Source organism: Candidatus Tisiphia endosymbiont of Thecophora atra (assembly GCF_964026395.1).
Classification (GTDB): Bacteria; Pseudomonadota; Alphaproteobacteria; order Rickettsiales; family Rickettsiaceae; genus Tisiphia.
In genome coordinates, this window is the sequence record NZ_OZ032145.1 from 1,464,114 (window position 1) to 1,477,346 (window position 13,233).

A 13,233-nucleotide genomic window follows, 5' to 3' on the forward strand; every position below is an offset into this window, starting at 1 on the left:
CCTACTCAGCTCCAATTACTAGTCTTTTCTCAATAATTTTAGCTAATTTACTGATAATTATTACCATAACATAGTAACAAAGTCCTGCTATTAACATAGGGGTAAAATAAGTATAACTTTCAAGCGATACTAATTGAGCTCTACGCATTAAATCCATTTCACCGATCATTGATATAATCGATGATTCTTTGATTAAATTAATAAGCTCATTAACCAGTGAAGGTAAGATATTTCTTATGGCTTGAGGCAAGATAATATCTTTCATCATTAATCTCTCGGGTATAGCTAATGCTTTAGCTGCCTCAATCTGTCCTTTATCAACACTATTAATTCCAGCTCTAATTATTTCCGAAACATATGCCCCGGAGTTTAATGAGAAAGCTATGCTACCAGCAACGAAGACACCAAGCTTAATATCAATTACACTAGGTAAACCAAAATAAATTATGCTAAGTTGTATAAGTAACGGAGTACCACGAAAAATAGATGTATAGAAATTAGCAAACAGTCTTAACGCACAACTTTTACTTACCTTACAAATTGCTAGTAAGATACCAATAATCAACCCTAATAACACTGAAACTATACTGTATTTCAGTGTTACTACCATCCCTTGCATAATAAAATATATAGAAGAAAAATCAAGTAATTGCTCAAACATCTAACACTCTTAAATAACCTCAATTTTGGAATTGTGCCAAACTTACTACCTATTCAAATTTTCGTATATTACGAGCAACCTCAATGGAAGAATTCATCATATTAGTACAATATATTTCAAACATTTTCCGCTGTAACAAAGCTAAATCTAGTAACCCATTACATTTCAACAAATCTTTAGTAAGTACAACATTATCCTGCATTCCTTTACTCATCGATGATAAGAGTTGACTAAATATATCTTCGGTTATTCTAATACGATTATTAACAACTGCTAAGTTTTTAGAAATTGCAGAATTTACTATATCAGTATACTCTTTTGATAATCTCGATAATTGACTAACCAAATTGTCTATTGTTTCAGATTTCATTTCAGAACTATCTGAATTGTCCTTTAATTGAACACCCGGAGGTAGTTTCTTATTCGAGTTTAACTTATTTTTGCCCATATTTTCTCCACTTTAACTCGATAATCAAGCTTTTCCTTAACCGTCCTTGCGAGCGAACGTATGTGAGCGTGGCAATCCATGAAGCTTGTCATATGGATTACTTCGTCGACCTACGGTCTCCTCGCAATGACGTATTTTTTAATAATTCTAAAAAACTTGATTATCGAGTTTAATATAAATATACTCTAAATTGATACTACCACTAAGCATTATTATTGACGAATATGTCTTATATTACTAAGTTTTGTAACCTCTAGGTTGCAATTGGAGCGTATAGGGTTAATATCTATGCCACCACGTCTTGTATATCTCGCATAAACAGTTAATTGATCGGGAGTACAAAACTTATTAATATCACAAAAAATACGCTCAACGCATTGTTCATGAAACTCATTATGATTACGAAATGATACCAAATATTTTAACAAAGAACTATGGTCAATTTTTTTGCCTCTATAACTAATTTGCACTGATGCCCAATCTGGCTGGTTAGTAACTAAACAATTCGATTTTAGCAAGTTAGAATATAGTACTTCATTTACTACTTGCATATCGTCTTCAGACAATTTTGGCAAATTTTGACTAGTCTCAAAACCAGTAATTGTCACCTCCAGCCTATCCAAATTTATGCCTGAAAAGGACTGCAGCTTTGTTCCCTCATATGATTCTAAATCTTTTATAAAAACAGTTACAGGTGCTTGAAATATCAAACTTAAGTCCTTGACAATTAATTCCTTTACTTGATCCCCACTGTCAAACTTAGTATTATTAAAAGAATTTAAATAAAGCTTTAGTGATTTTGATTCTATAATATTAGGCGAATCACAACTTACCATGAACTCCAATATTTTTACTTCAGGTTTACCACTTTGGCTTAGCCAAGAAACTTCATAACAATTCCAAATGTCAAATCCATAGAAAGGCAAACAGCCTACTATCTGTAGTTGACTTCTTGCAAATTCACGACTGATTGGGTACAGTAAACTATTGTCATACAAATCTGCATATTTAGTTTGCTTTCCAAGTACGGTTTCAATAAACATTATTTTATCCAGTAAGTCATATAGTTTGGGTGTTCTGTATCATTCAACAAATATTTGAGGCCTATAGCGATTCTTAATATAAACCAAACGAACAAGCATGCGTATAACACCGGACCAATTAGTATTATAGTGGTTATCATAGATATTATAATACCAATAAATCCTATGCAAAAAGTACGTAATATAAAAGTGTAATGGCTAGCTAAAAACCTATCTTTAATATCCTTATTAATATATGCAAAAACTGCTCCAATAATAGGTAATAATGGTGCAACTACTCCGCACAGAAATAATATATAAATTACTATAAGGTTTGTTTTCCCTGCATTTATGTATTTCTTAATCTCCTTATCCATGTTCATCTCTTTAAAATTAGCGTGTCTAAGGTCATTGCGAGACCACGCAGTGGTCGTGGCAATCCATTTCTAATCACTTTTATGGATTGCTTTGTCGCCACTAAAGTGACTCCTCGCAATGACAACTAGGTAAGTCTATTAAAATTCTTAACCACTAAGTGCATTATACTACCATGTTTTATATAATCTATCTCATTATCTGTAAAAACTTGTAATATTACTTTGATAGTCTCAACTATACCACTTTTTCTCTTTATGATACAATTAAGTTGCTCATAAGGCATTATTTCATTACTCAAGCCGGTAATGGTGACATACTCAGAACCATCAAGTTTTAAGTCATTTACAGTAGAAGAAGCAAGAGCAAGCGGTAAAACACCCATACCCACTAAGTTTGACCTATGAATTCTTTCAAAACTTTCAGCAATTACTGCTTTTACTCCGAGTAAACTAGTACCTTTTGCTGCCCAGTCTCTTGATGAACCAGAGCCATATTCTTTACCTGCAAAAATTACTAAAGGCACAGAATGAGCTTTATAATCCATTGCAGCATCATAGATACTCTCTTGATTACCTAGTTGGTTTATAGTTACCCCTCCTTCAATTCCGGGACACATGGCGTTTTTTATCCTATTATTGGCAAAAGTGCCTCGCATCATTACTTCATGATTGCCACGCCGTGATCCATAAGAGTTAAAATCGAGAGGTAGAATGCCATGCTCAGTTAAATACTTAGCGGCAGGACTTGTTTTACTAATATTACCGGCTGGAGATATATGATCAGTCGTAATAGAATTGCCAAAAATAGCTAATATTCTAGCAGATTCTATATCGTGCAAGCTACTAGATATATGTTCAATACCTTCAAAATAAGGAGGATTGTTGATATAAGTACTATCTTTACTCCAATTATAAGTATCGGTTTTAGTTACCTTAATATCTTGCCACTCTTTATCACCTAAAAATACTTCACTATATTTGTCTTTGAACATTTTAGAGTTAATAGATTGATCTATTAATTCCTTTATCTCTTGGTGGGTTGACCAAATATCCTTAAGATATATATCCTTACCATTATGACCTTTACCTATCACGTCAGTTTCAAGATCAATGTTCATAGTACCTGCTAGGGCATAAGCAACGACTAAGGGAGGAGAAGCCAAATAACTAGCTATTGTCAAAGGGTGTATCCTTCCCTCAAAATTCCTGTTACCAGATAACACCGAAGCAACAACAAGATTGTTCCCGGCAATAGTCTCTTCTATTTCCTGCATAAGCGGACCAGAATTACCTATACAAGTAGTACAACCATAGCCGACAAGATTAAAACCTAAATGATTTAGGTACTGGTCAAGTCCACTTTTTTTCAGATATTCTGTTACTACTTTTGAACCAGGGGCTAACGAAGTTTTAACCCATGGTTTTTTAATAAGTCCAAGTTCTACTGCTTTCTTAGCAAGCAAGCCTGCCCCGATCATCACAGTAGGATTCGAAGTATTGGTACAGCTTGTGATTGCAGCTATTACTACATCACCATGCCCTATACTATATTGCTCATCAACAGGGTACTTTTTATCAATATCAACATCACCTCTAGTTAGAGAAGGTAGTTCAGTTTTAAAATTACTAGCAGCATTTTTTAGGTTAACCCTATCTTGTGGACGTCTTGGACCAGCTAGGGAAGATTGTAAAGTAGATAAATCCAACTCTAATATATCAGTATATTCTGGAGTAATTATTGGATCAAACCATAATGACTGTAGCTTGGCATATTGCTCTACTAGCTTTATTCTATTTTGATCTCTAGCTGTAAAATCAAGGTATTTTATAGTCTCATTATCAATTGGGAAGAACCCACAAGTAGCACCATACTCAGGAGCCATATTTGATATAGTCGCCCTATCTGCCAAGCTAAGTGATTCTAACCCATCTCCATAAAATTCAACAAATTTGCCTACTACATTGCTTTTTCTGAGCATTTGGGTAACTGTTAGCACCAAATCTGTAGCAGTAATCATACCATTTAAAGAACCACTTAACTTAAAGCCAATTACCTCTGGTAAAATCATTGATAAAGGTTGACCGAGCATGGCTGCCTCAGCTTCAATTCCCCCAACTCCCCAACCAAGAACTGCTAAACCATTAATCATCGTAGTATGACTATCTGTGCCAACTAATGTATCAGGATAAGCGAAAGTTACACCATTTTGTTGTTTGCTCCACACAACATTGGCTAAATATTCCAAATTAACTTGATGACAGATTCCTGTTCCTGGAGGTACTACTCTAAAATTATCAAATGCTTCTTGCCCCCATTTCAAAAATTCATAACGCTCTAGATTGCGTGCTACTTCCATTTTGACATTCTTAGCAAACGCATCACTTGTTCCATAATAATCAACTTGTACAGAATGATCTATGACAAGGTCAACTGGGATCAGAGGATTAATCTTTAATGGATTACCCCCTAGTTTTTTTATAGCATCACGCATAGCAGCCAAATCAACAATAGCAGGAACTCCGGTAAAATCCTGCATTAGCACCCTAGCCGGCATAAACGGTATTTCAGCGTTGGATTTTCTAGCCTTAAGCCATTCTTTAAATAGTAACAAGTTTTCTTTACTACCAGTTAGACGAAGGACATTTTCAAATAATATCCTTAAACTATAAGGTAGACGCTTTAACTCAAACCCAATATCATCTGCCGCTTTATTTATATCAAAAATTTTATAAAGAGTATCTCCTACAGATATTTCTTTAAGATAATCAGGATTCATTGCCATTTCTCCAATTTTTTAAAATTCAAGTATACACTAAAAATACCTACCACTAAGACCTTCATTTAACTTAACTTGAAAAAATAAATATTTGAAGTAAATTATATAAAAACTTTCTTAGAATCGTATAAATGCTGTCATTTGAACAACTAACTCTTATTATAGATGAAAAAACTATCTTCACTAATATTAGCATGACTTTTTTACCATCTTCTATAGTTTATTTACAGGGAGCAAATGGTTGCGGGAAGACCTCACTACTTAGAATTGTAGCTAATATACAAAATCCAACAAGTGGCAATGTTTTGTATAGATCATTGAACTGTAAATATTTAAAGAAACCTTATTGTAATTATATTGGACATAATCTTGGATTAAAATCCCAAATAACTGTATTAGAGCATCTAAAATTTTGGTCTACAATTTATGATTCCCTTGAAGCTTTAGAATCTTCGATATACTATTTCAAGTTATATAATATTTTGCATGAGAAATGTTACAAGCTGTCTGCTGGTAACCAAAAGAAAGTTGCCTTAGCAAAACTCATTGCTTGCCAATCAAATTTATGGCTATTAGATGAAGTAGAAGCAAACCTAGATCAAGAAAACAAAGAATTACTATATAACTTGATTATTTCGAAAGCAAATAACGGTGGAGTTATTGTGGCTACCTCCCACTCTAATATAGATATTAAGACAGCACAAATAATCAATTTTAAGGATTATAATTCTTAGACCTTAGTAAGTTTTTGTAATATCGATTTAAGACTTTTACAACCAAAATCCAAACTACACAAACAATAAGAAAAACAGCCATAAGAAAACCAGCAAGATCATTATGTACAGCATTTGGGAAAATACTGAAAGAGACAAATTGAATAATTGCTCCAGAAGATTTTCCTACTTTGTATCCAAGTACATCTACTGCTGCCTTTCCCTTAGTTTTCATTTCATTATCAAGAGGTATATATACCATTTCTTTAGTAGAATCAAACAATGAATATTTTACGCTTTTCCCTAAAACATGCCACAAACCACCTACAAAAACAATGATCATTAATGGAGAAAGATAACTAAGACCGGTCATAATTGCCAGCAAAGGTTTTTCTAGTACAACAAAGGTAAAAAACATCATACCTGATAACAGTGTTACGATAGGGGTGATCACTGCTCCCCAAAACCAACCACAGCTTCTAACTAAACTACTACCTAGAAAAGCACAAATTAAAGTAAGTACTCCCGTCCAAAAAAACACCTCACCAGTGTAAGATATAAATGCTTGGGTACTAGGGTATAATTGCTTGGTTTTAGACATCCATAATCCTTCAATTAGGTTGATTGTCATGGAATATGAAATCATTAATACACAAATAATTCCTAAATATTTAGATGTAAAAATTATTTTGCTGCTTTCAAGTAACCCTAGTTTTAGTATATCGGTTCTTTTATTTTTGAATCTAATATTTTTAGTAGTTTCTATAATTTTCAATTCAACAAATCTATGCAAGATTAAACAAATTAGACCGGAAATTATAATGATTAGCATAAACGATTTAAGGAGAATTTCTGTTTTGTCGTTAAGATGGGAAAATAGAGGTAACAAAAAATGTTCACCTTTGGCAAAATATATAATTATACTGCCAGATATTAGTAAGTTAGTTTGACCAAATAAGGAAAAAAACGTATAAAATCTTGGAGCTTCTTCAATACTGGTAATCTTATTAGCAAGTTGCCAGTATAATAGTGTAAATACAATTACTGGCCACAACTCCCCCATTATATAAAATAACACAATACTCCATTTTCCCCAAATGATGATAAACCATTTTAAATGTGGAAGTACGGTAACATAATATTCTATTACTTCAGGATCTGGATGAAAATATTCCCGGTATGGAAACAACACAAAAGCAAATAATATGAAAAATCCCAAGAAAAAAGATACTACTATCCTAAACACTTGCTCAGTTGTCATAATATTACAAAGTTTGGAGTAAAGAATGACAAATAAGACACCCATAGGCATCTCACCCCAAAGTTTTATAAAGCTTAAAACTTCTGTGCTAATTAATGTCACTACCAAGCTATCTTTGATACTACGTACTAGATTTTGGTTAAGGAGAATACAAAACATTAGTAAAGCCATAGGTATAAACTTTACTAACTCATTAGATCTAATAGGCCAAACAACGTGTCTAAATTTACTATTTCTAGCCCTATTCCACATATTGAAAGAAGAATTTACTGCATCCATTTAGTACTCATGCTCATTTCCAAGCAACCTAAACTATAAGAAAAACCATGTCAAGTGGTTTTATAATTTAATACTCGATAATCAAGTTTTTTTTAGATACCTGCCTTCGCAGGGATGACACCCACAACTGTTGAAAGTTTACAAATATCTATACCACAGCGTCTATTAGCGAGCGTAAGCAAAGCAATCTAGGAAATAATCTATAGATAAATGATGTTACTGGATCAACTATGTTCGCAATAAAAATTTAAATAAATTTGGTTTAAATTTTTATTGCTTGTGCAGAGCTAGTTAAATCACGTAACTTAGCGTTTGCAATCACAATGATTTTACGCATTAATGCTACCATCGCCACCATTTTCTTTTTTCCTCTATTGATCAATTTTTCATAAAATACCTTCAGTTCAGAGTTAGAATTTCTAGCAGCCATAGCAGCTACAAACAACATAGGTCTAACAAAATTTCGACCATGACCTGTATGTCTATATCCGCTATATCTACCGCTATCATTAGATATTGGTGCAACACCTACTAATGATGCTATTTGTTTGCGGTTCAATGTACCAAGTTCAGGTAACAAAGCTATAAGCTCATTAGATACTACTGCACCTATACCACTAATAGTTTGCAGAGTCTCTTTCTTAGCTTGCAAGAGCTTATCTTTTGCTATTAAGTCATCTATTTCTTTAGTAATAGATGCAATTTGTTCTTCTAGTACTTCGATCATTTTAACACAACTAGACTTGATTAAATCAGCTCTCGGGGACTGAAACCTATTTTTTTCTGCAATCAACATTTGTTTAAGATCGTTCCTACGTCCTACTAATTCATACAAGTTTAAAGCTTGCTTAGATTGTACTTTAAATAGCTCTAATCTTTCTGATCGTTCAAAACCATAAAGTGCTAGAGCTTTAGCGTCAAGACTGTCAGTTTTAGCTGCATTACCAAAAGACCTAATAAAGTTTTTAACTTTACGAGTATTGGCTCTATGTACAGCAAAACCCTGATTGCAAAGCGTTAGTAATAGTTCCATTTCATATCCACCAGTAGTTTCTAAAACACACAATGCAGAACTAATCTCTTTTTTGTAATCCTTGATAAAATCAGCTATTCCATTAGAGTTGTTATTATATTCTTTAGTTTCTTTTTTTCCATGAATAGCAACAACAAAATTGAATTTTCCTATATCAAGACCGATAAAATTATTATATAATAGCATAATACCTCGAAGACTTTTAATGTTGTTTACGATTGTAAGCGGGCGTGCAAAGGCATCCCAATCAACTATTCAAACGTCTCGGGGATTTGGGCTAGAGTACCAATATCCATTCGGTCTTAAAACCAATTGCTTCACGGTCGCTCACGCCTGCACAGCGATAGTCATTTATATTATTAATGACTATCGCTGTAATACCCCCTTATAAGTCAGTATAAATCATTATTTACATTGACTTCAATATCTATTATATCATACTTTTAACTTACAATTGCTTCGTCGACCTACGGTCTCCTCGCAATGACGATTTAGGGCTTACAAAGCTCATCGCGAGACGATTTTTAACTTTCAACAGTTGTGGAATGACACCCTAGGCTATTAAACCGATGTCTTACATCGATACTTGAGATTATATTACGCTTCCAGTAATTGTTGTTTGTTTAGACTTGGGAGATGGCAAATGTTTTATATCGCTGTTAGATGTCCCATTTGGCACAACATGTTTAGATACACTATTCTTTATATCATTAATGGCCATTTTACCATTCTTGCTTTTAGTACTCTTTGCCACATAACTGGTTGCTTCTTTACCTATTTTTCTAGCCTCACTTTGAACATCTTTTTTATGTTCAGGTAATTTCGTTTTCTCGTCAAAACTAACCTGATCAAACGTAGCTTTACTAATTGCCTTGCTCTTAGACTTAGAGTCTTCTGAAGTAAATTGTGCCTCAGTCAAATCCGTGCCTTTCATAGAAATATCTTTAAATGTTAGCCCACTTATATCGCCAACAATTTTAACATTATCTAAAGTTATTTTATTATTTGCATGATTTTTATTATATTTATTAATTGCAGGCAGAAGAGTTTTTAAAGATTTTGCATCAATAGTTGCCCCTTCAAAACTAATTTTATCTTTAAAAATAGCTCCTTTAAAAGAGCAATTGCTAATTTCACTATTTTGAAAAGAACGTTCTTTAAATATCGCCTTATCAAAATTAAACCCATTAATTATAACATTTTCAGTAGGTATCGGATTTTCTTTGTCAAAAACCAAACCTCTGAAATCTTTACTTATTAGAGAATATTCTACAGTTTTTGAGATTGTACCAATATTGGTGGCATCAGCTTGTTGTTGCAGTAACTCACTTAAATCAACTTTCCCTTCATCTATTTGCTGAGAACTTTGCTGTACACTCTGCTGAGAATCTTTATCAGAAAAACTAAAACGAACTTTGCCTAAAGATTCACTCCATTTTTGTCTACGTGTTCTCAGTGAGGTAAAACTTCTTTGTATTAGGAATCTAGCCCCTTCAACTAATGTTTCTGATACTATCCCTATTAATTTCTTGTCAGATAACAATTTGAATATCCCGAACATAACCATGTTATAATTACCAGTCTTAAATTGTTCGGCTATCTTTGTTAAATCTGGTATCTTTTTGCTGGCTAATTCAATAATTTCCTGACCTTTTACTTTTAAATTTCTACCTACAACTGTTGTATTGAGAAATTCATCAACTACAGCACCAAATCGTTCAGCATTCTCGCCAAGAAACTTTGGAATATCTTTATCAATTATTTTCCTCACATCTGCATTTTTTGGTTTATTTATAAAATCTAAAATAGAATCTGCTACTGTAACAGCTTGAGCAATTTTCTCTTGTTCAGGACTATTTACTAGGTCTTGAATTTTAGTAATAATAGTTGTTACCCCCTCTTTATCTTTTAAAGTAGCATTAACCAAATCAGTTGCTATTGGTAATATTTGTGGGACAATATCAATAGCTAACTCAGCCATCTTTAACACTAGATCAGGTTTAACTCCAGCGGTATCTAGGCTAGCTTTAACCTCTTTTTGCTCAGTTACATTCTTTGTAACTGCTAAAATAGTACCTTGATTTTGTTGTAAATAAGCAGGGATGCTCTTAGTTAATAGAGGAGTAATATTTTGAGCAATCCTACCTACATCATCAATTATATTAGACAAAATTCCTGGCTTAGCTTCATTACTAGCTTCATTTTGGTACTTAGCTAAATTACTATTAATTCTAACTAGCTCTGACACTGTACTAAGACCATCTGACACTATATCAACAATTAATGGTACTGTAGCATCTATCAATTCTTGTGGTACACCATATCTTGCAATTTGGGGATTATTATTGCTAATATTATTAACTATAGCCTTGATAGTTTCTGTATTTGCTCTAAGTAAATTTGGCAAATCTTCCTTTATATTTTGCTGGACATCTGCATTTTCAAGTAATCCTATAAATTGTTTAATTACTCTTTCTGTAGCTTGATCTTTTAACTCAATATCACCAGTTTCCTGAGTTATTGTTTGTATATCTTGATAGAGTTCCTTTATTTGCTCTAGACTTAGTGCTTTCATGGTATTTTGTAGCACATCAATAGCTATAGGAATTACCTTCCCATAAAATTCAGGGTTCACATTAGCTAGCATTGGAACAATAGGTGATACTACTACTTTATAAATATCCTCCTTTTTTAAATTTTCAGTATTGCTTTGAGCTAAAGATTCAGCATTATTCTTTAGTGTTTCAAGCAATTTTGGCAAAACTTGAACAGCAATATTGGCAATCTCTGTTTTATTTTTTGCTAAAACATCCGGCAATCTCTCTTTTAGTGTTGTTAAGGTTGCATCTTGTAACAAAATATTAGGTAACTGTTTAACAATAGCAAGTTTTTTAGCTCCAGCTTGTTTATCTAGATGACTTACTTCCGAAATAGTTTTAGCCTCTCGTATTTTATCATCAGTATCATCCAATATAACTGGCTTTAAAGCTTCATATATATTACTAACCCCTTCATGGTTTGCTAAAACGTTACCAATAAGTTCTGAAAGTACAGGTACTACTTTTGGTAATAATTCTTTTTCCATTCCCAAGCTACTAAGCGTTCCCTGCAGTTCTGTATTTGATCCAATGATTATTTGCAATGCTTTGGCTATATTTTCTCCATCATTAATTAAGAATTTAGATAGTATATCATTTTTTATAAGTACACTAAGATCTATTTTATCTAATATTGTACCAAGTAAATCTTTTTTTACTTGAGGGTCGTCAGATAAAGCTCTATCAGCAGTTAGCTGCACAATTTCTATAATATTTTCAGGATTTTTAAGTATCTCAACAACAGTATTTTTAACAATAGGTAACAATTGACTGTTTATATATTTTTCATCAAAACCAGCTTTCTTTAATTCTTGTAATAAAATAGCCCTATCATACTTGGCTTGTAGAGACTTTAAAGAATCAATTTGTTCTTCTAATTCTTTAATTTTAGATTCTTTTCTTGTTGTAGACGATTTTAGCTCTTGTAATTCTTTGTCTAGTTCCGGTAATTTCTGTATATCATCTTTTTTAGAGTTAAAATCTTTTTGTATCTCATCTATTTTCCCCAACTCTTTTAATGCAATCTTGGTAAGAATTGGAGCAAGATTTTCCACTAATCCATTAATTATTTCAACATTTTGAGCAAGAAATGTTTTTGTATCAGGATCTTGCAATAATTTTATAAAGAAAGGAGCGTTAGATGGATCATATTTTTCTTCACCATTTAATATTTTCTGTAATTTCTCTATTTCTTTAGCATAAAACCCTCCTGAAGTTATAACACCAACAGTTGTTTTAGCATGACTTACTGCAAATTGTATACCCTCTATGGCAGCTTTAAATGCCTGACCTTTACCAATACCTTTTTCTTTTGTTCTTGCCTCTGCTAAAGGAGATAATATTTTCTCTAAACGAGTTTGATCTTTTAAAATATCGCTACATATTTTAAAAAATTTTTCTTTTTCTTCTTGATAGGAAAGTTCTCGCTTTTGCTGTTGCTTTATCTCCTTTTTTTCTTGCTTTTCCTGTTGTTCTTGTTGCTTTTGCTGTTGTTTTATCTCCTTTCCTGCTTGCTGTTTGTCATGTGAGTTAACTAACTTGTTATAATCCTCTATCTCTTTGTTGCATGCATTAAGTTTTGCTTCCCATGACTTCAGTTGTTCTTTTGTCTTTTTTTCTTGAGGTTTTTGCTGAGGTTCTTGCCTTGCTAATGCAATTAACTCTTTATAGTTAGTAATTTCTGCTAATAAATCCGCTTGCCTTTGCTCAACTAATTTTTTATATTCCTCTATTTTTGCTGATTGTTTGGCAATTTTTTCTTTATCTTGAAGGTTATTTATATCTAATATTGCTTTTTCTTTTTTATAAATATTTTCTTGTAGATTTTTCAAAGTATGATTAGACGATTTAAAAGCTTGCTTGACGACTTTAGTCAAAATTGACACCTTATCATTTGTTTTACTCATATCTAATTCTCCTTTATTATATTATAGTTAACCTAAGAAGGTTTTAGCCGTATACTCGATGAAAATCAAGAATTGCGTCGTCGTCTTCATGGCATAACTGTTGAAAGTTAAAAAATCGTCTATTAGCGAAACGCTGTTGTAAGGCTTAAACCGTCATT

General features: G+C 32.7%; 9 protein-coding genes. 1 reads left to right on the forward strand and 8 read right to left on the reverse strand.

Annotation, left to right across the window (positions count from 1 at the left end):
- Position 1: 1 nt before the first annotated feature.
- From AAGD45_RS06930 to acnA, 5 genes are all read right to left on the reverse strand, one after another.
- Positions 2-661: an amino acid ABC transporter permease gene (locus AAGD45_RS06930; RefSeq protein WP_341761187.1), complete on the reverse strand. Its 660-nt coding sequence runs from the start codon at positions 659-661 to the stop codon at positions 2-4.
- A gap of 49 nt (positions 662-710) precedes the next feature.
- Positions 711-1,109: a hypothetical protein gene (locus AAGD45_RS06935; RefSeq protein WP_341761188.1), complete on the reverse strand. Its 399-nt coding sequence runs from the start codon at positions 1,107-1,109 to the stop codon at positions 711-713.
- Between the two features lie 212 nt (positions 1,110-1,321).
- Complete coding sequence (gene queF, locus AAGD45_RS06940) at positions 1,322-2,155, reverse strand: NADPH-dependent 7-cyano-7-deazaguanine reductase QueF (RefSeq protein WP_410521088.1); 834 nt, start codon at positions 2,153-2,155, stop codon at positions 1,322-1,324.
- On the reverse strand, positions 2,152-2,508 hold the full coding sequence (locus AAGD45_RS06945) for a hypothetical protein (RefSeq protein WP_341761190.1): 357 nt from the start codon (positions 2,506-2,508) through the stop codon (positions 2,152-2,154). The genes queF and AAGD45_RS06945 overlap by 4 nt, the downstream gene beginning before the upstream one ends.
- Before the next feature lie 125 nt (positions 2,509-2,633).
- A complete protein-coding gene (acnA, locus tag AAGD45_RS06950; protein ID WP_341761191.1) occupies positions 2,634-5,291 on the reverse strand; it encodes an aconitate hydratase AcnA in 2,658 nt (885 codons plus the stop codon).
- A 125-nt stretch (positions 5,292-5,416) separates the two neighbouring features.
- Between acnA and ccmA the strand changes: the two genes are divergently transcribed.
- Entirely contained in the window at positions 5,417-6,019 is a 603-nt protein-coding gene (gene ccmA / locus AAGD45_RS06955) for a heme ABC exporter ATP-binding protein CcmA (RefSeq protein WP_341761192.1), read from the forward strand.
- On the opposite strand, the gene AAGD45_RS06960 is transcribed toward ccmA, so the two are convergent.
- From AAGD45_RS06960 to AAGD45_RS06970, 3 genes are all read right to left on the reverse strand, one after another.
- Complete coding sequence (locus AAGD45_RS06960; protein WP_341761193.1) at positions 6,000-7,538, reverse strand: NTP/NDP exchange transporter; 1,539 nt, start codon at positions 7,536-7,538, stop codon at positions 6,000-6,002. The two genes, ccmA and AAGD45_RS06960, sit on opposite strands and share 20 nt — an antisense overlap.
- Positions 7,539-7,800: 262 nt before the next feature.
- The gene (locus tag AAGD45_RS06965) at positions 7,801-8,757 is read right to left on the reverse strand and encodes a transposase (protein WP_341760848.1); all 957 of its coding nucleotides are present in this window, start codon (positions 8,755-8,757) and stop codon (positions 7,801-7,803) included.
- 406 nt (positions 8,758-9,163) lie between these two features.
- Positions 9,164-13,075, reverse strand: a complete 3,912-nt coding sequence (locus tag AAGD45_RS06970) for a hypothetical protein (protein ID WP_341761194.1) — start codon at positions 13,073-13,075, stop codon at positions 9,164-9,166.
- Between the last annotated feature and the right edge of the window lie 158 nt (positions 13,076-13,233).

Bases quoted from the DNA above. Each gene is read 5' to 3' on its own strand.
- AAGD45_RS06930 (WP_341761187.1), bottom strand. From the start codon at position 661: ATGTTTGAGCAATTACTTGATTTTTCTTCTATATATTTTATTATGCAA.
- AAGD45_RS06935 (WP_341761188.1), bottom strand. From the start codon at position 1,109: ATGGGCAAAAATAAGTTAAACTCGAATAAGAAACTACCTCCGGGTGTT.
- AAGD45_RS06945 (WP_341761190.1), bottom strand. From the start codon at position 2,508: ATGGATAAGGAGATTAAGAAATACATAAATGCAGGGAAAACAAACCTT.
- acnA (WP_341761191.1), bottom strand. From the start codon at position 5,291: ATGGCAATGAATCCTGATTATCTTAAAGAAATATCTGTAGGAGATACT.
- ccmA (WP_341761192.1), top strand. From the start codon at position 5,417: ATGCTGTCATTTGAACAACTAACTCTTATTATAGATGAAAAAACTATC.
- AAGD45_RS06960 (WP_341761193.1), bottom strand. From the start codon at position 7,538: ATGGATGCAGTAAATTCTTCTTTCAATATGTGGAATAGGGCTAGAAAT.
- AAGD45_RS06965 (WP_341760848.1), bottom strand. From the start codon at position 8,757: ATGCTATTATATAATAATTTTATCGGTCTTGATATAGGAAAATTCAAT.
- AAGD45_RS06970 (WP_341761194.1), bottom strand. From the start codon at position 13,075: ATGAGTAAAACAAATGATAAGGTGTCAATTTTGACTAAAGTCGTCAAG.